The organism is Butyrivibrio sp. INlla18 (assembly GCF_900103635.1).
GTDB lineage: Bacteria > Bacillota > Clostridia > Lachnospirales > Lachnospiraceae > Butyrivibrio.
On sequence record NZ_FMXK01000019.1, the window covers coordinates 22,602 to 47,996 of the forward strand.

General features: G+C 40.4%; 22 protein-coding genes. 20 read left to right on the forward strand and 2 right to left on the reverse strand.

The genetic code is table 11. The features are described from left to right. Window positions 1–45 precede the first annotated feature (45 nt). From BLS24_RS12985 to BLS24_RS13065, 17 genes are all read left to right on the forward strand, one after another. Entirely contained in the window at window positions 46–1,194 is a 1,149-nt protein-coding gene (locus BLS24_RS12985) for a GGDEF domain-containing protein (protein ID WP_091759949.1), read from the forward strand. A 3-nt stretch (window positions 1,195–1,197) separates the two neighbouring features. Further along, complete coding sequence (locus BLS24_RS12990; protein WP_091759952.1) at window positions 1,198–2,463, forward strand: HD domain-containing phosphohydrolase; 1,266 nt, start codon at window positions 1,198–1,200, stop codon at window positions 2,461–2,463. Window positions 2,464–2,553: 90 nt separating this feature from the next. After that, the gene (locus BLS24_RS12995; protein ID WP_091759955.1) at window positions 2,554–3,603 is read left to right on the forward strand and encodes a LacI family DNA-binding transcriptional regulator; all 1,050 of its coding nucleotides are present in this window, start codon (window positions 2,554–2,556) and stop codon (window positions 3,601–3,603) included. Between the two features lie 231 nt (window positions 3,604–3,834). Next, window positions 3,835–4,788, forward strand: a complete 954-nt coding sequence (locus tag BLS24_RS13000; protein WP_091759958.1) for an ABC transporter permease — start codon at window positions 3,835–3,837, stop codon at window positions 4,786–4,788. Between the two features lie 21 nt (window positions 4,789–4,809). Next, window positions 4,810–5,733 carry a carbohydrate ABC transporter permease gene (locus BLS24_RS13005; protein ID WP_091759960.1) on the forward strand — a complete coding sequence of 308 codons (924 nt, stop codon included), beginning with the start codon at window positions 4,810–4,812 and terminating at the stop codon, window positions 5,731–5,733. A gap of 77 nt (window positions 5,734–5,810) precedes the next feature. Continuing rightward, complete coding sequence (locus tag BLS24_RS13010; RefSeq protein WP_091759963.1) at window positions 5,811–7,424, forward strand: ABC transporter substrate-binding protein; 1,614 nt, start codon at window positions 5,811–5,813, stop codon at window positions 7,422–7,424. A 229-nt stretch (window positions 7,425–7,653) separates the two neighbouring features. Continuing rightward, on the forward strand, window positions 7,654–9,522 hold the full coding sequence (locus BLS24_RS13015; protein WP_091759966.1) for a glycoside hydrolase family 35 protein: 1,869 nt from the start codon (window positions 7,654–7,656) through the stop codon (window positions 9,520–9,522). Window positions 9,523–9,569: 47 nt separating this feature from the next. Continuing rightward, window positions 9,570–11,714, forward strand: a complete 2,145-nt coding sequence (locus BLS24_RS13020; protein ID WP_091759969.1) for a glycoside hydrolase family 2 TIM barrel-domain containing protein — start codon at window positions 9,570–9,572, stop codon at window positions 11,712–11,714. Between the two features lie 158 nt (window positions 11,715–11,872). Continuing rightward, window positions 11,873–12,271, forward strand: a complete 399-nt coding sequence (locus BLS24_RS13025) for a hypothetical protein (RefSeq protein ID WP_091759972.1) — start codon at window positions 11,873–11,875, stop codon at window positions 12,269–12,271. A 60-nt stretch (window positions 12,272–12,331) separates the two neighbouring features. Then, window positions 12,332–13,612, forward strand: coding sequence for a 23S rRNA (uracil(1939)-C(5))-methyltransferase RlmD (rlmD, locus tag BLS24_RS13030; RefSeq protein WP_091759975.1), 1,281 nt, complete (start codon window positions 12,332–12,334; stop codon window positions 13,610–13,612). Window positions 13,613–13,797: 185 nt separating this feature from the next. Continuing rightward, entirely contained in the window at window positions 13,798–14,187 is a 390-nt protein-coding gene (locus BLS24_RS13035; protein WP_242872302.1) for a hypothetical protein, read from the forward strand. Window positions 14,188–14,857: 670 nt separating this feature from the next. Then, on the forward strand, window positions 14,858–15,601 hold the full coding sequence (locus tag BLS24_RS13040; RefSeq protein WP_242872303.1) for an aminoglycoside adenylyltransferase domain-containing protein: 744 nt from the start codon (window positions 14,858–14,860) through the stop codon (window positions 15,599–15,601). A gap of 40 nt (window positions 15,602–15,641) precedes the next feature. Beyond that, the gene (locus BLS24_RS13045) at window positions 15,642–17,888 is read left to right on the forward strand and encodes a glycoside hydrolase family 31 protein (protein WP_091759980.1); all 2,247 of its coding nucleotides are present in this window, start codon (window positions 15,642–15,644) and stop codon (window positions 17,886–17,888) included. A gap of 12 nt (window positions 17,889–17,900) precedes the next feature. Further along, a complete protein-coding gene (locus BLS24_RS13050; protein ID WP_091759983.1) occupies window positions 17,901–18,185 on the forward strand; it encodes an acylphosphatase in 285 nt (94 codons plus the stop codon). 7 nt (window positions 18,186–18,192) lie between these two features. Beyond that, window positions 18,193–19,236 carry a WD40/YVTN/BNR-like repeat-containing protein gene (locus BLS24_RS13055; protein ID WP_091759985.1) on the forward strand — a complete coding sequence of 348 codons (1,044 nt, stop codon included), beginning with the start codon at window positions 18,193–18,195 and terminating at the stop codon, window positions 19,234–19,236. Between the two features lies 1 nt (window position 19,237). Beyond that, window positions 19,238–19,888 carry a zinc dependent phospholipase C family protein gene (locus BLS24_RS13060; protein ID WP_091759988.1) on the forward strand — a complete coding sequence of 217 codons (651 nt, stop codon included), beginning with the start codon at window positions 19,238–19,240 and terminating at the stop codon, window positions 19,886–19,888. A 54-nt stretch (window positions 19,889–19,942) separates the two neighbouring features. Continuing rightward, the gene (locus BLS24_RS13065) at window positions 19,943–21,586 is read left to right on the forward strand and encodes a glycoside hydrolase family 9 protein (RefSeq protein WP_091759991.1); all 1,644 of its coding nucleotides are present in this window, start codon (window positions 19,943–19,945) and stop codon (window positions 21,584–21,586) included. Here BLS24_RS13065 and BLS24_RS13070 read toward each other — a convergent pair. Then, entirely contained in the window at window positions 21,575–22,513 is a 939-nt protein-coding gene (locus BLS24_RS13070; protein WP_176764438.1) for a phosphatase PAP2 family protein, read from the reverse strand. The genes BLS24_RS13065 and BLS24_RS13070 overlap by 12 nt on opposite strands. A gap of 106 nt (window positions 22,514–22,619) precedes the next feature. On the opposite strand from BLS24_RS13070, the gene BLS24_RS13075 reads away from it, so the two are divergent. Both BLS24_RS13075 and BLS24_RS13080 read left to right on the forward strand, forming a co-directional pair. Next, window positions 22,620–23,108: a CinA family protein gene (locus BLS24_RS13075; protein ID WP_091759997.1), complete on the forward strand. Its 489-nt coding sequence runs from the start codon at window positions 22,620–22,622 to the stop codon at window positions 23,106–23,108. Between the two features lie 18 nt (window positions 23,109–23,126). Beyond that, window positions 23,127–23,909: a ZIP family metal transporter gene (locus BLS24_RS13080; RefSeq protein ID WP_091760000.1), complete on the forward strand. Its 783-nt coding sequence runs from the start codon at window positions 23,127–23,129 to the stop codon at window positions 23,907–23,909. A gap of 4 nt (window positions 23,910–23,913) precedes the next feature. Here the strand turns inward: BLS24_RS13080 and BLS24_RS13085 are convergent, their stop codons facing one another. Next, a complete protein-coding gene (locus BLS24_RS13085) occupies window positions 23,914–24,456 on the reverse strand; it encodes a QueT transporter family protein (RefSeq protein ID WP_091760003.1) in 543 nt (180 codons plus the stop codon). Between the two features lie 168 nt (window positions 24,457–24,624). On the opposite strand from BLS24_RS13085, the gene truA reads away from it, so the two are divergent. Beyond that, window positions 24,625–25,377: a tRNA pseudouridine(38-40) synthase TruA gene (truA, locus tag BLS24_RS13090; RefSeq protein ID WP_091760006.1), complete on the forward strand. Its 753-nt coding sequence runs from the start codon at window positions 24,625–24,627 to the stop codon at window positions 25,375–25,377. Window positions 25,378–25,395: the final 18 nt, after the last annotated feature.

Consider the following 25,395-nt stretch of genomic DNA (forward strand, 5'->3'; position numbering starts at 1 on the left):
ATTTGTGTATTTTCTGTGAAAATACGAACTAGGGGAGCGAGAGTTTTGGCTATTTCGGGGTGGATTATAGTAAACTTTTATACAGTGCTACTTCTTATCTTACTCATGATCTTTCAGAGTAAGACTATCCGTACCAAAGCAGGAACTAACTTTGTTTGCCTTTTGGGCATGACTTTAGTTCTGGTAGTAGCTGAAACTGTAGGACATATAGGCGAGCTTTATCCTGATAGATTCCTTATCTGGATGAAATTTGGCTATTATGTGATCTATGCTCTTGATCCAGCAGACTATCTGTTTGCACTCATCTATATCAATTGTTGGCTTATCCCTGAGAAGGCAAAGTGTCAAAAGCTCTTTTCAGCTTTGTATCGCGGATTCATGGCAACAAACTTTATTTTAGTCACATTTTCAGTATTGTTTAATTTGAAATGGTTTTATTATTTCGAAGGATATGAGTATCACAGAGGAACTCTGTTCTATTACAGAGGAGCTTTGATCCTGATATTCTGTCTTTTGATGTCTGTGTATGCCCTTATCAACAGAAAGAGCATAGCACCAGGATATGTTTTGCCTATTTTTATATTGCCGATAATTTCGCTCTTTGGAGCATTTTTGCAGATCTTTATATCTGATCTGAACATGACGTATGCATCTATATCTATAGGTCTTCTTATTGTCTTTTTCTACCTGCAGACCAAGAATCTGGATGTAGATTATCTTACGGGCGCACTTAACAGGCGTGGAATTGACATTAGTGTAGAAGAAAAGATACAGTATTCATTGGCAACAGGTCAGAAATTTGCTGCTATTATGATGGACCTTGATAGATTTAAAGAAATAAACGATAATTATGGACATCATGAAGGCGATTATGCTCTCATGGTAGTATCTAATATATTGTTTAAGGTATTTCCACCAAAGTCTTCCATAGGTAGATTTGGGGGCGATGAGTTCTGCGTAGTATGCGATATAGCCGCTTTAGAGGAACTCAGGGCCAAGGTTGATATGATCGAAGATGAACTTGATCTTTGGAATTATAAGAGTGAGAAGCCTTATAAACTTCAGGCTAGTATTGGATCTATGATATATGATCCTGCCAATAACATGACAGCCAAGCAGTTCCAGATTGCTATTGACGAGCTCATGTATAAGGAAAAAAGAAAGCATCACTTAGCTGATAACAGAAGGGCATAATTTATGAAATTTGATAGAACCTTTAGAACTGTAATTGTTCTATTTATAATACTAGTTATATTGATAACATCTTATTTTGTTCAGGATATAATTTCTAAGAATAATGTAGCTTCAGTAGAGGAAACAGACCTTAGCCTTACTGGTGCCAAGCTTTCAGACAGTACCTACGCCAAGATGGTGGTATCTGGTACATGGGATTCAGCAGTTGGTGTAGCCAATCAGTTTGATTTTACTATCTTTAATGCTGACAAGTATGACCTTGCAAACTGGACTATCAGTATTAAGGTTCCAGCAGGCTCAGTTCTTGATAATTATTGGGGCTCAGAAGCAGAGCTTGATAAGAGAACAGGTCTTTTGACCATCAAACCTACAAACTACAACAATACTATCTTAGCTGATGGCAATATCACTTTTGGAATCATTGTTTCAGCAAAAGAGCCATTTTCACCAACAAGTCTTCACTTACAGGGATACAAGATCCTTAGTAATAACACTAGCTTAGCTAGAAGAATAGTAGAAGTGTTTATTGGTATCTGGACTATTGTATTCATTGGCTTTTTAGTTACAAGACTTAATTTCAGAAACTATCGAGAAAAACAAAAGAATGATATCAAGATCATTCTTCAGTCTATGAATACCTTCATCAATTTCATTGATGCCAAGGATCCATATACAAGGGGCCATTCTAAGAGAGTTGCAATGTACGCAGCTGAGATCGCAAAGAGAATGAGACTTCCTGAGGATGATATTCAGAATATCTATTATGCAGGTCTTTTACATGATGCTGGTAAGATCAGTGTTCCGGACGCTGTTCTCAACAAGCCAGGAATCCTTACCAAAGAAGAGAGGGCTATGATCCAGAACCATACTGTAGCTGGTGGTAAGATGCTTGTGCAGCTTTCTTCACTTAAGGGAGTAAGAGAGACGGCTCTTTATCATCACGAAAGATATGATGGATCAGGATATCCAGATGGACTTAAAGGGGAGATGATTCCTCTTTTTGCTAGGATTGTAGGCGTAGCAGATGCTTATGATGCGATGTCCAGTAACCGTGTATACAGAAGACATCTCAACAAGGACGAGATCATCGAGGAAATCCAGAAGGGCGCAGGTACTCAGTTTGACCCTAGGATTGTTACCTATATGGTTGATATGATCAATGATGGTTATGTTAACGTTGTTAAGATGGAAACAGCAGATAACGACGAGAGTTATGGCAAGTTTAACCTTACAGAAGAAGATATTCCTGGCGTATATATGGGATTTTAATAATAAAAGATTTTTTTATTGACAAGCGATTTTTAATTGCGTAATATTAAATTGAAATCGGTTTCAGACAGTCCCCAAGACGGAGCCTTTATGGAAAAAGAGAGACTGAACACCGCCAGAACGATCACTATATATGATATAGCAGCGGAGGCAGGAGTATCTGCGTCCACTGTATCTCGCGTACTCACTGGAAGCGCGTCTGTTCGTAAAGAGAAAAAAGAAAAAATCCAAAAAATAATTGAAAAATACAACTTTAAGCCTAATGCGCTGGCTAAAGGTTTGTCAGATACTGCCACCAAAAACATTGGAATCATTGCGGCAGATGTGAGAAACCCATATTATTCAGCGCTATTTGTGTCATGCGAGATTGCTGCTGAAAAAGCTGGATATAGCGTAGGCCTTGTTAACTCTCTTGGATTTAGTGAGAGAGAAAAAAATGAGCTTGATGTACTGCTTCAGCAGAGAGTTGATGCAATCATACAGATGGGCGGAAGTGTTGATGATCTTATAACAGATGACTCTTATGCAGAAAAAGTAAGAGGCATCTGTGATAATACGCCTGTGATCGTGACAGGTAAGCTTGATAAGACACCAGCTCATAGTGTGGTTATTGATGAGTCTGGCGCTATGAATCTGGTAATGGAGCATCTTATTGGACTTGGACACAAGAAGATAGCGCTTGTTGGCGGTGAGATGAGAGTTGCTTCAACTTTTAACAAGTATAAGATGTATCAGGATATACTTAGAAAATATGGAATAGAAGAGCGAGGAGAGTACGTCGTAAATGGTACCTATGACCCTGAGACAGGATATGATGCTACAAACAAGATCCTAGCTCTTGAGGACAGACCTACTGCAATCATAGCGATCAACGACTTTGCAGCAAGCGGTGCTCTTAGAAGCATCAGAGAGCACAGGCTTCATGTTCCTGAAGATATCTCAGTTGTGAGCTTTGATAATACTTACATAGCAGATCTTACAGTTCCAAAGCTTACAAGCGTTGATTACGACTATGTCAATTATGGAAAAATCCTTATAGATACTGCGATTCGGGCAGCTGAAGGAAAGGTGGTAGACAAGATTCAGATGATCACTCCAAGACTTGTTATCAGAGAAAGCTCTGGTCCATGTAAGGAATGATGGATTATTGTATACAATCTTTGGCATAATTCACAAAAAACAGGGGAAGTTTAACAAAGAACTTCCCTTTTTTGTTGCATAATGACAAATTTGCAATCGGTTTCAAAAATCCAATTGACTATGCCTCGTCAATTGTGATTAAATAATAATATGAAATCGGTTGCAAAAAGTAATAATGCACAATATGGGGACTGTGTTTACTACACAACTGATAGCAAGTAGGAGGAAATTATGAGTAAAAGTAACAAAACACCCTCTACTACAGGAAAAAAGCGTACAGTTTGGGAGACACTCTGGAGATACAGAGTACTTGAACTTATGTGCTTACCTGCGGTAGTATTCTTCTTTTTATTTAGTTATATGCCAATGCCAGGTATTTGGGTGGCATTTGTAAAGTATAACTATCGTGACGGTATCTTCGGAAGTAAGTTTGTCGGAATCGACAATTTCAGATTCCTTGCTGAGTCTGGTAAATTATTTGAACTTACCAAGAATACTATCCTTTATAATATCGCATTTATTATCTTGGGTAACTTCCTTGCTATCTTCGTAGCTATTCTTCTTAACGAGATGCAGGGCAAGCTCTTCAAAAAAGTATCACAGACAATGATGTTCCTTCCATATTTCATTTCACAGGTTCTTGTAGGAATTCTTGTTTATAACCTGTTAAACTATGACTACGGTTTTGTAAATGAGATCCTTACATCACTTGGAAGAGAAAAGTGGGGTCCATACTCAGATGCTTCTGTTTGGCCAGTGATCCTTGTTATTGTTCACTTATGGCAGCAGACAGGTTATAACTCAGTTGTTTACTTTGCAGCTATCTGCGGTATTGATGCAGAGATCATTGAGGCTGCTAAAGTTGATGGAGCTAATGCTTTCCAGAAGATCAGATACATCATTCTTCCAGGACTTAAGCCAACAATCGTAATTCTTCTTTTGTTTGCTCTTGGTGGAATCGTTAAAGGTAACTTCGGTCTGTTCTACAATATTATTGGAACTAACTCACTTCTTTATCCAACAACAGATATTATTGAGACATTCGTATACAGAGCAACTATTACAGACTTCAACTTCTCTACAGCATCAGCAGTTGGTCTTTATCAGTCCATTATCGGATTTGTAATGGTTATGGGTGTTAACTTCATTGTTAAGAAGATCGACCCAGATTATTCATTATTCTAAGAAAGGAGGAGGTCAGAAGAAATGTCTAAAAAGAATGAACAAATAGAAATGACTGGTGTAAAAGTTAAACTTGGAGCATCAGATATTATCATTAGAACTATAGGATATGTACTGATCACCTTGTACGCACTTGCTTGCGTATTCCCTTTCCTAATCATTATTGGTACATCTTTTACTAGTGAAACAGTTATCAGAGCTGAAGGTGTTAAGCTTATTCCTAAGGAATTCACACTTAAAGCTTATGAGATGGTTGTAAGAGGAGGTATGATCTGGAAGTCATATGGTCTTACAATTACTCTTACACTTTGCGGTACAGTATGCGGACTTCTTATTATCGCAATGACAGGTTATGCACTTCAGAGAAAGGACTTTCCTCTCAGAAATGTAATTTCCTTCTATATTTACTTTACATCACTGTTCTCAGCAGGTCTTGCACCATATTACCTTCTGATGACGCAGACATATAAGCTTAATGACAGTTATTTAGCAGTATTTTTCCCACTTCTTATGTCACCATGGCTTATCATTCTCATGAAGAACTTCGTTAAGGCTATTCCTCATGAGATTACAGAGTCAGGTAAGATTGATGGAGCTGGAGACCTTACGATCTTTGTAAAGCTCATCCTTCCAATGCTTAAGCCTGCACTTGCTACAATAGGTCTTTTCCTTGCACTTGGTTACTGGAATGAGTGGTATCAGTCATCACTTTTCCTTAGCTCAAGAGTTGCAGTTAAGCCTCTTCAGTTCCAGCTTTACAAGGTAGTAAATGAAACACAGGCGCTTAAGAACTCAATTGCAGGACAGTACATCACACTTACAGATGTTCCTACAGAGTCACTTAAGATGGCTACAGCGGTAATGGCTACAGGTCCTATCGTATTCCTTTACCCATTCGTTCAGAAATATTTTATTGGTGGTATTACTGTCGGAGCTGTAAAAGGCTAATCGGCACAAAAAGAACTATATAATGTATGTAACTCACAATGTGAGTTCAGATATTTTCTTACTAAAGGAGGAAAGAAATGAAGAAAAAGTTATTAGCAGCATTACTTAGCGTAAGCATGGTAATGGGAATCGCAGCTTGCGGCTCATCTAACACAGGTAATGAGACAGCAGGAAATCAGACAGCAACAGATGGTACTGCAACAACAGCAGATGCATCAGCAGCTGACATCGACACATCAGAGCATGTAGTTATCACATACATGACAACTGGTGGTGCTCCAGAGGGAAACCAGACAGATGCAATGCTTGAGCAGCTTAACAAGATCCTTACAGAGAAGGTTAACGCTGAGCTCGAAGTTTACTACATCGACTGGACAGATTATCTTTCAAACTACAACCTTACACTTGCACGTATGGACGGAACTGTAGACCTTGTTGGTACAGCTTCTGACTGGCTTGATGCATGGCCAAATGCAAAGAATGGTGCTTTCCTTGAGCTTTCAGAGGATATGCTTAAGACATATGCTCCTAAGACATGGGAATCAGTTTCACCTGAGCACTGGGATCTGTGCAAATACAACGGCAACATCTACCTTATGCCAGAAGATAACTATGCACAGTGGACTAACCATGGTTTCGCTTATCGTCTTGACTGGGCTAAAGAAGCTGGTCTTGCAGACGGTGTAAAGAGCTGGGAAGATCTTACAACATACTTCAAGTATGTAAAAGAGACATATCCAGACGTTATTCCTTGGGATTCAGACGGAACACAGTACGCTACAATGGTTGGTGGATGGATCACATCTCACTCTAACTATGTACCTATCGATGGTATCAACAGTGGCGCTATGTGGGGTGGTACAAAGGATGACCTTTACACAGTATATTCACCATATGTAACAGATACAGATTCACTTGTTGAGTTTGCTAAGATGATGAAGGAGTGGGATGAGATCGGCGTTTGGAAGACAGACGTACTTAACAACACAACTTCAGATAACAGAGAAGACTTCAAGATCGGTCGTGTAGCAGCTGAGCAGCACCACACACAGACTTGGACAGATCTTTGCTCACACAAAGATGGTTACACAATCTATGATGATCCTAATGCAGAGACAGGTTTCTTCTACTTTGGTGAAGAGTCTCAGAACCTTGTAGCTCTTTCAATCACACACGGTGCTATGGCTGTATCAGCAGCTTCTAAGAACCCTGAGAGAGCACTTATGGTTTATGACCTTATCAGAAATGATCCAGAGTGCTACAGACTTTTCAACTATGGTGTTGAAGGCGTATCATACGAGATCACAGAAGATGGCATGAGAAAGACTCCAGACGGATACAACTCAGCTACAGACGGAATCTCAGTTAACTACTGGTGGGGACGTAACGATGATCTCGAAGTTAAGGATGCATCTCTTAACTGGGATGCTATCGAGAAGCTCTATTCAGAGTATGACAAGATTAAGATCGACTATCCATATGGACAGTTCGTTCCTGATGTAGATGACATTCAGTCAAAGATTGATAACATCAATGATATCCACACAACTTACATGAAGCAGATCGCATTCGGTAAGTACACAGGAACAGCAGAAGAGATCGTTGCTGAATATCAGGACGCTCTTAAGAAGGCTGGTATTGATGATGTAACTGCAGCTCTTCAGGCACAGTTTGATGCACTTTATAAGTAATCACCTGGCGAGCGTAGCGAGATCAGAACTTCCTTAAAAAGGAAAATAAAAAGGTAAAAAGGGAATACTGTTTCAATTGGAGCAGTATTCCCTTTATTAATAAATAGGAAACTTTAAAGGCAATTTTAGTTTACATATATTTTGTCTTTACCTATTTGTTTCAGTGTCCTATTGGAGCAATTAGCTAAGGACAAAGTATTAAAGAGGATATATAAAGGGGAAATCTATTATGAGCAGATTTGAAATCAAAGACACTTTTTATTTAGATGGCAAGCCATTTAAGGTAATCTCAGGCTCTTTTCACTACTTCAGAACAGTGCCTGAATATTGGGTAGACAGACTTGAGAAATTAAAGGCTCTTGGCTGCAACACAGTAGAGACTTATATTCCATGGAATCTCTGCGAGCCAAAGAGAGGAACGTTCGTATTTGACGGAATGCTTGATGTTGAGAAGTTCATTCAGACAGCTACAGAGCTTGGACTTTATATCATCATCAGACCATCTCCATACATCTGCGCAGAGTGGGAGTTTGGTGGACTTCCAGCATGGCTCTTAAAAGACAGAAATATGAGACTTCGTGTAAGCTACAAGCCATTCCTTGACGCAGTGGAAGAGTATTACAACGTTCTCATGCCAAAGCTTACCAAGTATCAGGTAGATAACGGCGGAAACATCATCCTCATGCAGGTTGAAAATGAATATGGCTACTATGCAAATGACCATGAATACATGAAGTTCATGAGAGACCTTATGAAGAAAAATGGTGTAACTGTGCCTCTTATTTCTTCAGACGGCCCATATCATGAGAGCTTCCGTGGCGGTTCTGTAGGAGACGTACATCCAACAGGAAACTTCGGCTCCAAGACAGAAGAGAGATTTGATGTTATCAAGGATTACGCAAATGGCGGACCACTTATGTGTGCTGAGTTCTGGGTTGGCTGGTTTGATCACTGGGGCAATGGCGGACATATGAAGGGTAATCTTGTACAGAGTACAGAAGACCTTGATAAGATGCTTGAACTTGGAAATGTTAGCATTTATATGTTCCAGGGCGGCACAAATTTCGGGTTCACTAATGGTTCAAACTATTACAATGAGCTTACTCCAGACGTTACAAGCTACGACTATGACGGTATTCTCACAGAGGATGGACAGATCACTGAAAAGTATCTAAAATACAAAGAGGTTATCTCTAAGTATGCTCCTATACCTGAGGTTAAGTTCAGTACACAGATCAAGAGAAAGAGCTACGGTAAGCTATCATGCACAGACAAAGTAAGCTTATTCTCAGTGATCGATGATCTTAGCACTCCTGTACATCTTCCATATACAGTTAACATGGAAGAGCTTGACCAGAGCTATGGATATATCCTTTATAGAAGCAGACTTCATTCGGAAGCTGGAATTGCCAAACTTCGTCTTTGGGAGACAGCAGATAGAGCAAATGTATTTGTGGATGAGAATCCACTTATCACACTCTACGATCGTGAGCTTGAGGAAGAACACAAGATTCCTATGGAAAAATACCTTGCATGCAGTGAGCCAGCACGTAATCTTGCAGGTAAGTTCATGATGGAAAAGGGCGTAACTCCTGAAAACGCTGCAGAAGCTATAGGTGAAGCAGGTCTTTCCACAGGCTCTTTTGCTGGACTTAATGAGAAGTTTGACGTTCTCGTTGAGAATATGGGAAGAGTTAACTTCGGACCTAGAATGGAGACTCAGAGAAAGGGCATTGGCAGATGTGTGCAGATCAACGGCCACATTCATAACGATTGGGACATCTATACACTGCCACTTGACAATACTGATAAAATAGATTTCGCGAAGGAATACAAAGAGAATACTCCTGCCTTCTACAAATTCACATTTGAAGCAGATGAAAAATGTGATACTTTCCTTGATTTTGAAGGATGGGGCAAGGGTGTGATCTTCATTAACGGCTTTAATCTTGGTAGATTCTGGGAAATCGGACCTCAGAAGAGACTTTACATCCCTGGACCACTTCTCAAAGAGGGTACAAACGAGATCATCGTATTTGAGACAGATGGTAAGGTTCGTGACACTATCGAATTAAAAGATACTCATGATATAGGCTGAGAGCACTTGCTGACGTATTCCATAAAAAATTACTTTTATGAGGGAACATGGATACTAAACGAATTACACTCACTAATAACTGGAAATTCCACTATGGGGAATGCGAGGATGCTTGGTACAAGGGCTATGATGATAGCAGTTGGGAGGATGTTACTATTCCTCATGACTTTTCAGTGTCAGCACCATTTTCTAAGGAATACTCCAGTGGTACGGGATACCTGCGCGGGGGAATAGCCTGGTATAGACTATTTGTACGTATTCCAGAAGAGTACCGTGACAAGAGACTTACTCTTGTTTTTGATGGAATTTACAAGAATAGCATGGTGTGGGTCAACAGCTATTACATGGGCAAAAGACCTTACGGCTATTCAGAGATATCCTATGACATTTCTCAGCAGGCAAGTTTTGGCGATGAGCTTACTGAGATTAGTGTCAAGGTTATCCACACAGATATAGCAGACTCCAGATGGTTTACAGGAAGTGGAATTACCAGAAAGGTATCACTTGTTGTGTCCGAGAAGGTTGCACCTGTTAATAATGGCATTTTCTTTTCCTGCAAAGCTGTTGAGAAACAGGGCAAAAAGAATGTTGCCAAAGTAATGGTGAAAAATGAGATCTTCTGCGGAATTCCTGGAGCAGGCAAGAAAAAGAAGACAAAGATCATTTCTCAGAGCACCCTTCTTGATAACAATGGCAAAAATGTCCTTGTTATGCAGGGAGAATTAAATGCTCTTGAGGGAAGCACAGAGACAGTAACTTTGGAGGGCAATCTTAATTCACCAAAGTTATGGTCTCCTGATTCACCATATCTTTATACATTAGAGACCAGACTTTCTGTTGATGGCAAGAGCTATCTTGTTGATACCAGAAAAGTCGGCGTTCGCACCTTCTCTTTTGATCCAAATAAGGGGTTCTTTCTCAATGAGAAGAGCACTAAATTCAAGGGCGTGTGCGTACATCATGACGGCGGATGCCTTGGTGCTGCCATGAAAAAAGAGGTATGGAGAAGGAGACTTGAGCTTCTCAAAAAGTCAGGTTGTAATGCTATCAGATGTAGCCACAATCCTCATATGCCAGAGCTCTATGACCTGTGCGATGAGATGGGCTTTATGATGATGGATGAAGCCTTTGATGAGTGGGAGAATCCAAAGAATAAGTGGTCAACAGGACACAATGTTTACCCACCAAAGCATCAGGGCTACTACGAAGATTTCCCAATGTGGCATGAGATCGACCTTCGTACAATGGTCAGAAGAGACAGAAATCATCCTTCTGTTATCATCTACAGCGTAGGTAACGAGATAGATTATCCAAATGATCCTTATTGCCATCCAATGTTTACTGAGATGACAGGCAATAATGACAATAACAAGCCAGCCAAGGAGAGGCAGTACGATCCTAACAAGCCAAATATGGAGAGACTTGCTGTCCTTGTTAAAGAGCTTGCAAATATAGTCAAGGATGAAGACAGCACAAGACCAGTTACTGTGGCAGCTGCTTTCCCTGAGCTTTCAACCAAGATTGGATTTATCGATGAGCTTGATGTTGTAGGTTACAACTACAAAGAGCACCTTTATGAGCAGGACCACAAGCGCTTCCCTAAAAAAACTTTCCTTGGAAGTGAGAATAGCCATAGCTTGGAAGCTTGGAATGCTGTAAAGAATAATGATTATATCTGCGGACAGTTCCTTTGGACCGGAATAGATTATCTTGGTGAAGCGCTTGGATGGCCTGTAAGAGGAGCATCTTCAGGATTTATCACAACAGCAGGTTTTCCTAAGGCAGAGTTCAATGAAAGAGCTGAGCTTTGGGGTGGAACTAAGTTAAAGAATAAGAAGATCGATGAAGTTAAGGTAGAACTCTGGAAGCCAGAAATGTGCCTTGATATGAACTTAAAGGATGAATTTATCGAAAATCACAAGGAGATTGGATATCTTTTCCAGGTGATCGTAAAAGTTCCTGAAGGTATGGAAGACAAGGACATCATGGTTCAGGTTACTGGTGCCGGAGAGCTTGCTGGAATCGATAACGGAGATCTTTCGGATCTTACACCTTATACAGCCAATTACCGCAAGACACTTGACGGCCAGCTTGTAGTCTACATCAGAAGACTTGCTACAGGCAAGATCAACGTTGTAGTCAGAGAAGTAAATGGCGAAAAATCCAGTATCATCTCAAAGGTAAATATTTAATATTGTTGAATCAGTGCGCAGGTGATATTATTATCATCTGCGTTTCTTTTACAACTGTGAATGGTAACGTTTAACACATTGAAAGAATTTTATTACTACGCTATAATTTATTATTGAAGCAGGTTTTTCTGCTGGAAAAAAAGTTTTGTGAGGTTTTTATGTCATCAATTATCCAGAATAGTCAGGTTTTTAATAATGAGGTTCCTTTTTGCAGAGTATACAGTGTTGAGAGCAAAAAGCAATTAGAAGAGCGTTTCCTTGCTCATCGTATTTCATACTTTATTGAGTGGCAGGACAGATCTTTTTTGCAGAGATTATTTGATAGAAGCGGTAGCAAGATCGTATGCACCTTCAAGATCAACAAGGGTGAGCTTGCAAGAGCCAAGGCACTTGCTCAGGGAATCGAAGGTATCAAGTTTAAGGACTACGGTGAAGAGGTCAAGACTGAGCGCATCCGCAAGAGAAGCGATTCAGTAATCAAGGAAAATGAAGACATGGAGATGCCTTCACTTAAGTTCGAGAACAGCACTGATGATTACGAGGAAGAAAAGAAGTAAGATTTCACTAGGGGATTTAAATAAATCCCCTATTTTTGCGTTTTATTTGAGGTAGGAATTATGGCAGAGAAAAGAAATTACGGTCCAAAGAAGGATGTGAAGAAAGGACCTAAGAAAGAAAATAAGTTTGTATCTAAAGCAGGTACAAAGGGTAACTCAAGATATGTAAAGAAGCAGGAAACAGCTGCTGATATTAAGAAGAGCCGCTGTCCTTACTTTAAGAAGTGCGGCGCTTGCCAGATGATCGATACTCCTTATGACAAGCAACTTCGTCAGAAGCATGCTCATGTTCAGGAGCTTCTTGAACCATATACAAGAGTTGCTTCATTTGTAGGAATGGAAGAACCAGAGCATTACAGATGCAAGGTTCATGCAGTATTTACCCATGACAAGAAGGGCAATCCTTTATCAGGAATATACAGAGAGGGCACACATGAAGTAGTGCCTATTAATTCATGTCTTTTAGAAGATCAGAAGGCAGATGCCATCATTGCTTCTATCAGAGGTATGCTCAAGTCCTTCAAGATCAAGACCTACGATGAAGACAATGGCTTTGGACTCCTTCGCCATGTTCTTATCAGAATTGGTAAGCATACAGGGGAGATCATGGTTGTTCTGGTTACAGTTTCACCTATTTTCCCATCCAAGAACAATTTTGTTAAGGCTCTTAGAAAAGAGCATCCTGAGATCACAACGATTGTTCAGAATATCAATGACAAGCAGACCAGCATGGTTCTTGGAGATAGAGAAAAGCCTATGTATGGACCAGGTTTTATCTATGATATCTGCTGCGGCATGAAGTTCAAGATCAGTCCTAAGTCTTTTTATCAGGTAAACCCTATACAGACTGAGATTCTCTACAATACAGCAATTGAGATGGCAGATTTAAAGGGAGATGAAGTAGCTCTTGACTGCTATAGCGGTGTTGGTACCATCGGTATCATCGCAAGTCCCCATGTAAAAGAGGTTATTTCTGTTGAGCTCAACAAGGATGCCGTTAAGGATGCCAAACTCAACGCCAAGATAAATGAAGTAAAAAACATTACCTTCTATGAGAATGATGCCACAAGATTCATGCAGCAGATGGCTGAGTCAGGCGATAAGGTAGATCTCGTATTTATGGATCCTCCAAGATCAGGCTCTACACCAGAGTTTATCGAATCTCTCAAGATCCTTGGACCAAAGAAGGTAGTATATATCTCCTGTAGTCCAGACTCTCTTGCAAGAGATCTTGGTATCATGACCAAGAAAGGATTTAAGGTTGAGAAGGCAATACCGGTCGATATGTTCCCATTTACTAGGTCGATTGAAACAGTATGTCTGTTAACGAAATCAAGCTGAAAGCGCAGATTGAGTTTACAGCATACTGTTGTTCTGGCTCGTACGAAGTACGAGAGCAGAACTTCCTTGTGAAAAACTGTAGGGAGAATGCAGCGCAACGATATGGAGCGCTGCATTTTTTGTTGTGGAGCTTGTAATATTTGGAGCAGCGCATAATACTAATTTTTGAAGGATATAAGTATTGTATGGAAAAAGGGTGGGATGAAGTTGCAAGGGTATGTATGACACATTTTTATTTACTTATGCAGGATGAATTTAATTATGATCCCAGTATTGAACATGAAAAAGCAATCAAGACATATATTTTGAACTGTCATGTTGATGACTATGATAGGCTTATTCAGATATGTGATTCACTTGCTGTTGATTATGGCTTTGTGATTTTGGAAAAAAGGTTTGTTGATGTGACAAGAAGATATGGAATCATGGAAGGATATATTAAGGGATGGGAAGAGGCTTTTTCGATAAAAGAGTATTTCGAAAGTAAGATGGGATGTTCTATTTATGATGTTCTTCCGGATATAGGCAAAACAACTCTTTTAACGCCAAAACCATGGAAACCACCTGTGGCATAATAGGTGGTTTGTATTGAATATTATCCAGCCATCTGCAATTGCAGATGGCTGTTTTTACGTATTTAAACCGAATTATTAGCAGAAGAACTTTTTATCTTGGTGCAGTATGCCATTAAACGTTTTAAAGTATCGTAGTCAGAGTTATAGACATTTTGAACTAAGTCGAAAAGGTAAGGGTTTTCTTTTTTGTTAATAAGAATATAGTCCGGTGACATATCATCTGCTTTGCCTGTGAGATAATCGACAGAGGTATTAAAATTACTTGACTATGCAAAAATATCGATGATATACTTCAGGCATAAGAACATTTGACGAGCAGGAAAGGCACCCTGCACTCCCTTAGTGGAACCTGATATGATGGATACGCCGCCCATCCAAATGTTTTTTATAAAACACAGCTATGTGTTTATACAGCGGATAATGTCAAGATTCTGATAGATGCTGCTGAATAAGAATAGATTCTTTGGGAACGGGTTTTTACCGCGGATCATGTTACAGTATGCGGCTTGCTCGTTCTTTTTCTTTATCATTTTAGAAGGGATGAACCGTTTGGTTTAGCCATCTGCAATTGAGAAGTGCCTCAAAGGCTTGACTATGGTAAGATATAGACATGTGTTTCGTAATGAAGCGCATGTCTTTTTATTTTGTTGAAAATGGGGAGAATACTAGCATGGAAAGACTATTACAAGAATTCATAATAAAATCCCAAGAAATATTAAAAGATAATCTGACAGGTATTTACCTGCACGGTTCAGCCGTTATGGGTTGCTTTAATCCAGAAAAAAGCGACCTAGACCTGATAGTTGTAGTAAATGAGCCAATGACTGATGGTACTAAGCGCAGTTTTATGGATATGGTAGTGGAGCTTAATAAGATGGCTTCAGCAAAGGGTATTGAAATGAGCATTGTTACAAAAGCTATTTGCAAACCTTTTGTATATCCAACGCCATTTGAACTACACTTCTCAGTAGCACATCTTGGCTGGTACAATGATAATCCAGAGGATTACATTCAGAAGATGAAGGGCGAAGACACAGATATTGCGGCACATTTTACAATAATAACTAAAAGAGGTAAGTGCCTTTGGGGACTTCCAATTGAGGAAGTTTTTGCTGAAGTTCCAAAAGCCGATTATATGGCTTCAATATGGGACGATATAGCAGAAGCTGAGGAAGATATTGTGGATAACACCATGTACATCACGCTCAATCTAGCCAGGGTACTAGCTTATAAGAAAGAAGAACTGATCCTTTCCAAGAAGGAAGGCGGAGAGTGGGCTTTGGATAATGTTCCCACAGAGTATCATACACTGGTTAAATCTGCGCTGAGTGAGTATGCAGAGAATAGCAAAGAAAACTACGACTTTGAACTAGCTAAGAGCTACGCAGAATATATGCTTAATGAAATAAAATGAGCCACCAACCCCGTCCCTATGGCTCATTTTGGAGGAAAATATGAATATAGGAAAATTACAAAACACCAAGAAAAACAACAACCGAGTTGAACTTACCTTTGAAAAGAGCAAGATCTATCTTGAAGTCATAACAGAGAATATTGTAAGAGTTTTGAATCCATGCTGGAAAGAGGACTATGAGTCTATCGCCATAGAAAAAGACAAAAGTGTGGATACAGACTTTAATTTTGAATTCAAAAGTGGAAAAGTCTGCCTAACTACAAGCAGTTTAAAGCTTGAAATTGGGGATAACTTTACATTTACATTTATTGACAAGAATGGAATAGAACTTCTGACAACATACAGCGGCGAGAGAAAGCTTAGGCAGACTCTTTCCGAAAAGTCCAAAAAGCTCCTTGAGGCAGAAGGACACGACGTTGCAGATGAAAACAAGGACTACAAGGTTCAGGTTTTGTTCAAGAGATTTGGAGACGAGTACTTTTACGGAATGGGCGACAAGACAGGATTTCTTAACAAGAACGGCTACAAGTACGAGAACTGGAACTCAGACATTCCACAGCTCCATCACGAGAACATGCCTGCTCTGTACAAGTCCATACCTTATGTGATGGTTAAAAAGAGATCTGGTCAGCCTTTTGGTCTTTTCTTTGACAACACCTTCCACAGCTACATGGACTTTTCTAAGGAAAGTAGCGACTATTACTACTACGGCGCAGACAACGGCAATCTTGATTTCTACTTCATGATCGGTGACAAGCTTCCTGACATCGTAGAGGAGTACTCTTATCTCACAGGAAGAGCACCTATGCCACAGCTTTGGACTCTTGGTTATCATCAGTGCAGATGGGGATATGAGAGCGCAGAGGATATCCGCAGGATTGCCCACAAGATGCGTGAGAACAAGATTCCATGCGAGAGCGTTCAGTACGACATTGATTACATGGAGGGCTACAGAGTCTTCACATGGGATGAAGAGAATTACGAGCCTAAGGGCGAGCTGATAAAAGAACTGTCAAAGGACGGATTTAAGGCTGTTTGCATCATAGATCCTGGCGTAAAGAAGGATGAAGGATATTTTTGCTACGATGAGGGTGTAGAAAAAGACTTTTTTGCAAAAGACACTGATGGCGAAATTTACGTCAACGAAGTATGGCCTGGAGACGCAGTATATCCAGACTTTGGAAGAAAAGAAGTACGTGACTGGTGGGGAGAAAATCACAAGCGCCTTGCAAACATGGGAATGCAGGGTATTTGGAACGACATGAACGAGCCAGCAAGCTTTAGAGGCCCACTTCCACTTGATGTGCAGTTCCACATTGGAGACAGACTTACTGACCACAGCGAGGTCCACAACGTTTATGGCCACTTCATGAGCAAGGCTACTTTTGAAGGTATGAAGAAGATAACTGGCAAAAGACCTCTCGTCATAACCAGAGCTTGCTATGCAGGAACTCAGAAATATTCTGCAGTTTGGACCGGTGATAACCAAAGCGTGTGGTCACACCTTAGAATGTTGATTCCACAGCTATGTAACCTTGGTATGAGCGGCTTTACGATTGCAGGAACTGATATTGGCGGTTTTGGCGGAGATTCTAATCCTGAGCTTTTATCAAGATGGATAGAGGCAGCAGCTTTCTGCACCTTCTTTAGAAACCACTGTGCTAAGGGCCAGATCATGCAGGAACCATGGGAGTTTGGCAACAAGACAGTTGATATCTACAGAAAATACGTAGAGCTTCACTATAGATTTTTACCATATATCTATGATCTTCTCAGAATTAGTCAGGAGACGGGCGCGCCAGTTATGAGACCACTTGTCTATAGCTATGAGAACGATCCTAACACCTATGAACTTAATGATGAATTTCTTGTAGGCGACAATATCCTTGTAGCTCCTGTAGTAGAGCAGGGGGCCACCAAGAGAATGGTTTACCTTCCAGAAGGAACCTGGGTAGATTACTGGACAAAAGAGAGAATCTCAGGCGGTCAGTACATCATAGCCGATGCGCCATTAGATGTTCTGCCAATGTATATCAGAGAAGGCAGCATCACTCCTATGTATGCGCCTGTTCAGTACGTTGGGGAAAAGAAATATGACACTTTGGAGCTCCTTATAGCTGGCGATACTGCTTATGGCACACACTATCAGGATAACGGCGAAGACTATAAGTATCTTGATGGGGAGTACAATATGTATAGCTTTAAGTATGCTGATGGCAAACTTGAGACTACTATGGAGCATGAAGGCTATGAGAGATATGATGATATAAAGGTTGTGAGAATTTAAAAGAGGAATAGTATGTCAGACTATGATGAAAAGATAATCCGAAAAGCCATAACTGTATATGGATTCGTTCAAGGAGTTGGCTTCCGGTACAGAACAGTCCACGCCGCAGAACTTGTTGGTGCAACAGGCTGGGTACGTAATAACCCCGACGGTTCAGTGTCTATGGAGATTCAAGGAACAGAAGAGCAGATAGATAAAGTGTTCCAAATGATCGAGCAAGGAACTTACGTCAATATCGAGCGCATGGATGTTAAGTCGATTCCGGTAATCGAGGACGAGAGAGGATTTAAGGACTAAAAGGCTTATGAAAAAGACACCTTGGGGCAAGATAATACTTGCATTATCTATAGTTTTATTTGGTTTATTCATGGTATTTGGAGTTCCATATCTAAGGGACTACATGAAGCTTAGGAAATATGTATACATAACAGACACTACATATCCAGAGAAGTTTCAGAGACTAGCTACATGGGAAAAGAAGTCTTGTGCAATCAACAAGCTTGGATATACTAAGATTCCTACCATTGAAGAAAATGGATATCAGGATCTATCTTACTATTGCGAAAACATCTGCGATTGGATAGAGGAGTGCTTGGAAGAAGTTCCATACAATGAAGCACCATGGCTATATCAGGTGTTCAAAGTGGAGATGCCATCACTCACAGAGGAATTCCCGCTGGTTTCCTACGTTAGCGCTGATTATGACAGAAACACCCTTTATGAAGCTCTTTATACATTTATTGATGAGAGACTATCAACAGCAGATTATAACCAGAATTATGATGAGTATGGTTCTATGCAGTATGTTGAAGAGCCTACAGAAGACGAGATTCTTACATTTGATAGTGAACCAGATTGCACTTATAAGGCAAAAGATGGCACCATTTATTGTATGATGCCAATTGACAGGGCAGCAGGCAGTAGCTATTACATGCTGGTCAAGACTACAGATGGCGGTGAAACATACACACTTGTTAATGCAGATCCATATCGCGGATCAGGCGGACAGGCTGCGTGGATAGAGTTTATTGATGATTCAGATCTGGGATTTGCCTGCCTTACCTATAGCGGTGGTGACGAGGGAATGCTTTATAGAACTGATGATAGAGGCAAGACCTTTACAATAATAAACTACCCATCAGCCCAGATAAAGCTTTCAGATGGAACAATCTATAATCCTTTTGTAATACCAGAGAAAGTATGGAAAGAGGACGGAAAGCTGTATCTACTCGCTGGTCAAAGCCCATGGTCAGGAGATTATTACAACGAGGAGCTAGATAAACATCCATCAGGATTATATGTGTCACAGGATGACGGAATAAGCTTTGAATACATAGGAGAACAGTAACATGGCACTTCAGATGGTACACATGGAAATAGCCTATAGGCTAATAGACAAACTCGGAATTACTGAAGGCAAAGAGCAGTTTATTTTGGGCTCAGTAGCCCCAGACTCGGTGCATTTTAGAGATCCTTACCTTGTAGAAGAGAAGATCCATACTCATCTCTTTGAAGGCTGCGGAACCTGGAGTGATACTGATGACTACGACAGATGGAAGAGTAATATTGCAGAGTTTCGTGATAAATTCGCCATAAATGAACCTGATCCTGTGAAAAGAGCTTTTTTACTAGGAATCTGTGTGCACTGCTGGACAGACTACTGCAATGATGTTCTGGTGTGGAGAGCACTTCAAAAGAAGTACATTCCTCCAATGACAATTGAAGAGTTCAGAGAAAACTACTATCCGGAGGCAAGACTCCTTGATCAGTGGCTTCATCAAAACAGCGAAAATACTAAAGAGATAATGAGCCTTCTAGAGCAGTCAAAACCTGTAGACTTTGAAGACTACCTAAGGGCAGAAGATATAGAAAAGACCAAGCAGCATCTTTTACATGTTCAGTATGATGTTCCAAAGGCTGATATATCAGGCAATAAGTTCTATCCAAAAGAAATGATGACAGAGCTTATAGATGCAGTTGTTACAGACCCTATGGTATGATATTTACTAGGACTTAAGATAAAAGACACGAGACAAAAGTTGGAGGGAAATGGTATGGCAAAAGTATTACTTAATCAGGTGGGATTTACTAAGAATTCAGCAAAGAAGGCAGTTCTTGACTTTGAGGCTTCTGACTTTCAGATCAAAAACGATAAAGGCGAGAGTGTCTATTCAGGCAAGGTTCAGCACTTTGGCACAGATGAGATCTCTGGAGAAGACGTATCAGTAGCAGATTTTAGTGACTTTAACACAGATGGCACCTACAAGCTCTTTTCAGAAAATGCTGAGTCTGTGACATTCTCTATTGGTGATAAAGTTTACGACAAGCTTATGAAGGATATCTGCAAATGTTTTTATTTCCTTCGCTGCGGCGATGCCCTTACCAAGGAATATGCTGGTGACTATTATCACAAGCCATGCCATATGACCAAGGCAACAGTTTACGGCGAGGATGTAGAGCCTGTTGATGTAACAGGCGGTTGGCATGATGCTGGTGACTACGGCAGATATTCAACTGCAGGTGCTGTGGCTGTAGCTCACATCCTTTACGGTGTTAGATTTTACAAGAACCTTTTAGATGTTAAGTTTGATATTCCAGAAGTTAAGTGTGATAACGGCATACTTCCTGACATCCTTGCAGAAGTTAAGGTAGAGCTTGATTTCCTTAAGAAGATGCAAAGGGAAAACGGCTCAGTTTGGCACAAAGTAACTACATTTTGTCATGCACCATTTTTAATGCCAGAAGATGACAAGGGCGAGCTTTTCTTATTCCCTGTTTCATCCATGGCTACAGCTGATATAGCAGCTGTATTTGCCCTTGCTAGCAGTATCTACAAGGACTACGACAAGGCTTATGCAGATACTCTTTTAGCAGATGCCAAAAGAGCTTATAAATGGTTAAAAGAAAACCCAGGAGAAATGCTCTTTAAGAACGCTGAAGGCTCAAACACTGGTGAATACGGCGAAGCAGAGGATATCTCAAATAGATTCTGGGCAGCTGCTTCTCTTTATGAAGTGACTGGTGAAAAAGATTATTACGAAGACGCACTTACTCAGAAGGAAAGGCTTGAAGCCTTTGACAAGAATGCTACATCCAAGGGCTATCAGGGCGATGTATTTACATGCCTTGGCTGGGCAGAGGTAGCAGGTCTTGGCTCATTATCAGTTCTTTTAAAGAATGAAGATAATGCCCTTACAGATGAGATCAAAAAGAGATTTGTAGGCGAAGCTGACAGGCTCGTAGCAAATGGCAAAAAGAATGGCTTTGGCCTTTGCATGGAAGCTAAGGACTTTATCTGGGGCAGTAACATGGAGCTACTTAAGTACCTCATGATCCTTACTGTTACTGATACAGAGATTGCTTCAAAAGATGAATATAAAAATGCTGTTACAGCAGGTATTGACTACCTTCTTGGCTGCAACAGCATGGATGTTAGTTATGTAACTGGAAATGGTGAGAAAGCCTTTAGGAACCCTCACCTTCGTCCTACAGCAGTAGATGATATTGAAGAGCCTTGGCCAGGTCTTGTTTCTGGTGGCCCTAACGTTGGCCTTCAGGATGAGAGAGCCAAAGAAGTTCCAACTGGCTCAGCACCTATGAAATGTTACCTTGATCACATTGACTGCTATTCACTTAATGAGATCACTATCTACTGGAATTCACCACTTGTATTTGTAATGGCTGGCTTACTTAAATAATTTCTTTTCAAATCTAAAAAGATAAGGATAAGCACCAACACATACAAATGTAACGATACCATACCTGACAAGCCTTACCATTCCTGCAAGGAAAGTACCTGAGGTGAGGAAGTCAGGGTTAAATGGTAGCTTTAAAAGGCTGTTAAGAACAATATAGATTAGTCCGCCGCCAAATACTCTTGTGATGCAAAGGAATGGATTTCTTGTTTCTTCAAACTTTACGAATTTATTTTCGTATTCTACGGCAACAAAGAATCCTCCTAGGAGACCGAGGCCAGCATAGTAATCAGAGGTTTTACAATACAAAAGTCCGATGCTGCAGAAAAGGAAAATGAAAAGGAATACGATCCATCTGTTCTTTTCACCAGCTTTTTTGATGATCTTTGGAACTATGAAAATGATGGCAAGACCAAGGAGCCATCCGCAGAGGACGTCAGTTGGATAGTGAACACCTACAACTATTCTTGAAAAGCCTACAAGAAGAGGTAGGACATATGCCAGAACATGAATGACCTTGTTCTTTTTGTATCTTGCAAGAGAACCGTAGGAAGTTACTGAGTTTGTGGAATGTCCACTTGGGAAAGAAAAGCCCTGACCTGCGATATCATAGATATCAGATTCAGTATCAACTGGTCTTAGGCATTTGATCCCAGGGTTATCAAAATATGGTCTGCGTCTCCAAAAGATATTTTTGATCATAGGATTTAAAACTATACCGATCATGACGTTGGTGCCAACATAGGTTCCGTACTTTTTGTCATAACACCAGTACACAAAGCCAAGGATCATGATCATGAGAAGTTCTTCGCCAAAGGCTGAGAAAAAGGATATGAAGGAAATGAGTTTTTCTCCAAGAGCATTTTGCAAGAACTCCATAAGTCGTACTTCGAAATCAAAATAAAAAGAATTACCACTTAATGCTTCCATTTTGCCCCCTCCTAAAACTGTTTTATTCATAATATAATTTTACTATAATATGATTGGAGTGGGAACCGAAATTCGAAATTTAGTTTACTTATATGGGGAGAGGTGTATGAATGTTAGAGAAAAATACAATCAGATAACCCTTAAGCTGATTGAGAGAGGGCTGACTATCACTACTATGGAAAGCTGTACTTCCGGTCAGATAGCTTCCCTACTTACTGACACAGAAGGATCCTCTGCCATTATAAAGGGAGCCTTTGTTACATATAGTAACGAAGCCAAGATAAAGCAAGGCGTTCCAAAAGAGACAATAGATAAATACGGCGTATATTCTGAGGAAACTGCAGCCTCCATGGCAAAAGAGGCACGAAAGGCCTATGATGCTGATATAGCCATAGGAGTTACAGGAACTATGGGAAACGTAGATCCTGCCAATAATGACAGCGTTCCCGGAACAGTATTTTTTGCTATCAGTACTGCAAAAGACATATACATAAAGCGCTTTGAAGTTGCACCTAAAGAAAGCAGGTTGGAGTATAAATTGGCTGTTTGTGATGTCATCGCGGATTGCTTGTTAAATCTGTTAAAAGACATTTGAAAAAGAGGTGAATGAATTATGAATATGACAGTTTTACAGGGATTACTTATTCCTTTCCTAGGCACAACGCTTGGAGCTTCCGGCGTGTTCTTTATGAAAAAAGAGATGGATAAGCAGCTTGAAAGAGCCCTTACTGGCTTTGCAAGTGGTGTCATGGTGGCAGCTTCTATCTGGAGCCTTATTATTCCTGCAATGGAAGAGAGTTCCCACATGGGAAGACTTGCCTTTCTTCCATCCTTTATAGGTTTCTGGATAGGTATACTATTTCTCTTGTGCCTTGATTGCCTGATCCCTCACCTTCATATGCATGCTGAGAAGGCTGAAGGTGTTCACAGCAAATTTAAAAGGCTCACAATGATGGTCCTTGCAGTTACACTTCACAATATTCCAGAGGGAATGGCAGTTGGCGTTGTATATGCAGGATTTATCACGGGTAAAGCTGAGATCACAGCAGGTGGAGCTCTTGCCCTTGCTATTGGTATAGCAATTCAGAACTTCCCTGAAGGCGCTATTATCTCAATGCCACTTAGAGCAGAAGGCGCCAGCAAAGGAAAGGCTTTTTTATATGGCATGTTATCAGGTGCAGTTGAGCCTGTTGGAGCTCTTTTAACAATAGTTGCAGCGCCGCTCCTTGTGCCATATATGCCATATTTCCTGAGCTTTGCTGCTGGAGCTATGATGTATGTGGTTGTTGAGGAACTTATTCCAGAAATGTCAGAAGGCGAACATTCTAACATTGGAGTTATCATGTTCGCCCTTGGATTTACAGTTATGATGGCCCTTGACGTGGCCCTTGGATAAATGATTATAATGTCTGTCTGAAAATAGCGTATTTTCTAGGCTCTAAAGCAAAGAGAAGGATCATTCCAAGTACAAAGCATGAGAAAACTTCTCCAGCTCCAACTGTAAGAGTGAAATAAAGAAGTGTTCCTGGGAATTCATATACATGAATGAGAACCTGAGGAACAACGATCATATTTGCTACGATAGGTGGAATAGTAGTGAGCCATTTGATGGCACGGTTTCCTTTGTAGAAACCTACATCGGATGGCTTTTTAAGTCCGTGAGCAATAAGGTAAGTAACAAGTGCTCCGATCAAAGTAGCAAGCGAACCAAATACAGTATCTAAAAGCATGCATCCAGTAAGTGTGTTACTGATGATGCAGCCAAGGAAAAGTCCTGGGATAGCTGCTGGTGTGAAATAAGGCAGGACAGTAAGTGCCTCTGAGAAACGCACCTGAATAGCATAGTTTGCAAGTCCAAGTGAGTTTGCAAGTAATGTCAATACGACATAAAGAGCTGCTATTACTGCAGCCTGAGTGATGAAAATAACCTTTGTATTACGCATAATATCTCCTTTAGTTTTGTTTAGCGTCAGGAAGGTTTCGAACTGACGTTATTACTTTTGAACAACGTGTCATAGTTTATCATCAGAATAAATATTTGTCTACCCTAATGCCGTTAAATATGTTATATATATAGCTAGCGTCATTACGATGTTCTCGAAAGGAAATCCATGAAACGAAATTACAAATTGCAGATAAGTTATGACGGAACCAGATTCTATGGCTGGGAGCGTCAACCTAATAAAGATATGACTATTCAGGGAAAAATCGAGAGTGTGCTCACTAAGATGACTGGAGCCACAGAAGATGATCCTGTAAATCTTAACGCTTCTGGAAGAACAGACGCAGGTGTTCATGCAAGAGGACAGGTTGCCAGTGTTGTGCTAAATACTGACATGTCGGAAGAAGAGATTCAAAGCTATATGAACAAATACCTTCCTGAAGATATCAGTATTAATGAGGTCAGAGCCTGTTCAGAAAGGTTCCATGCCAGATATAATGCCCTTGGCAAAACCTACCGATATACATGCTGGTATGGTTCTTCCAAGCCTGTGTTTGACAGGAAATATGTTCTTGTTCTAGAAGAAAAGCCTGATGTAGACAAGATGCGTGAGGCAGCCCTTCAGCTCATCGGAACTCATGACTTTAAGAGTTTTTGCGGCAACAAGAAGATGAAGAAGTCGACTGTAAGATGCGTTGATTCCATAAATATCGAAGAGAGTGGTAACTATATCAGATTCTATTTCCATGGAAACGGCTTTTTGCAGAACATGGTCAGGATACTGACAGGGACACTTCTTGAAGTTGGCTATGGCAATATTCCTGTTTCAGATATTAAGGGCATCTTAGAAGCCTGTGACAGGCAGAAAGCAGGACCAACAGCACCACCAGAAGGCCTTTGTTTAATGAAGGTTGACTACTGATTTTGTAGCAGATATTAT

Bases quoted from the DNA above. Each gene is read 5' to 3' on its own strand.
- BLS24_RS13005 (WP_091759960.1), top strand. From the start codon at position 4,810: ATGTCTAAAAAGAATGAACAAATAGAAATGACTGGTGTAAAAGTTAAA.
- BLS24_RS13085 (WP_091760003.1), bottom strand. From the start codon at position 24,456: ATGCGTAATACAAAGGTTATTTTCATCACTCAGGCTGCAGTAATAGCA.
- BLS24_RS12990 (WP_091759952.1), top strand. From the start codon at position 1,198: ATGAAATTTGATAGAACCTTTAGAACTGTAATTGTTCTATTTATAATA.
- BLS24_RS13055 (WP_091759985.1), top strand. From the start codon at position 18,193: ATGAAAAAGACACCTTGGGGCAAGATAATACTTGCATTATCTATAGTT.
- BLS24_RS13040 (WP_242872303.1), top strand. From the start codon at position 14,858: ATGGAAAGACTATTACAAGAATTCATAATAAAATCCCAAGAAATATTA.
- BLS24_RS13050 (WP_091759983.1), top strand. From the start codon at position 17,901: ATGTCAGACTATGATGAAAAGATAATCCGAAAAGCCATAACTGTATAT.
- BLS24_RS13020 (WP_091759969.1), top strand. From the start codon at position 9,570: ATGGATACTAAACGAATTACACTCACTAATAACTGGAAATTCCACTAT.
- BLS24_RS12995 (WP_091759955.1), top strand. From the start codon at position 2,554: ATGGAAAAAGAGAGACTGAACACCGCCAGAACGATCACTATATATGAT.
- BLS24_RS13070 (WP_176764438.1), bottom strand. From the start codon at position 22,513: ATGGAAGCATTAAGTGGTAATTCTTTTTATTTTGATTTCGAAGTACGA.
- BLS24_RS13000 (WP_091759958.1), top strand. From the start codon at position 3,835: ATGAGTAAAAGTAACAAAACACCCTCTACTACAGGAAAAAAGCGTACA.
- BLS24_RS13045 (WP_091759980.1), top strand. From the start codon at position 15,642: ATGAATATAGGAAAATTACAAAACACCAAGAAAAACAACAACCGAGTT.
- BLS24_RS13010 (WP_091759963.1), top strand. From the start codon at position 5,811: ATGAAGAAAAAGTTATTAGCAGCATTACTTAGCGTAAGCATGGTAATG.
- BLS24_RS13025 (WP_091759972.1), top strand. From the start codon at position 11,873: ATGTCATCAATTATCCAGAATAGTCAGGTTTTTAATAATGAGGTTCCT.
- BLS24_RS13060 (WP_091759988.1), top strand. From the start codon at position 19,238: ATGGCACTTCAGATGGTACACATGGAAATAGCCTATAGGCTAATAGAC.
- BLS24_RS13075 (WP_091759997.1), top strand. From the start codon at position 22,620: ATGAATGTTAGAGAAAAATACAATCAGATAACCCTTAAGCTGATTGAG.
- rlmD (WP_091759975.1), top strand. From the start codon at position 12,332: ATGGCAGAGAAAAGAAATTACGGTCCAAAGAAGGATGTGAAGAAAGGA.
- BLS24_RS13015 (WP_091759966.1), top strand. From the start codon at position 7,654: ATGAGCAGATTTGAAATCAAAGACACTTTTTATTTAGATGGCAAGCCA.
- BLS24_RS13035 (WP_242872302.1), top strand. From the start codon at position 13,798: ATGGAAAAAGGGTGGGATGAAGTTGCAAGGGTATGTATGACACATTTT.
- BLS24_RS13065 (WP_091759991.1), top strand. From the start codon at position 19,943: ATGGCAAAAGTATTACTTAATCAGGTGGGATTTACTAAGAATTCAGCA.
- truA (WP_091760006.1), top strand. From the start codon at position 24,625: ATGAAACGAAATTACAAATTGCAGATAAGTTATGACGGAACCAGATTC.
- BLS24_RS13080 (WP_091760000.1), top strand. From the start codon at position 23,127: ATGAATATGACAGTTTTACAGGGATTACTTATTCCTTTCCTAGGCACA.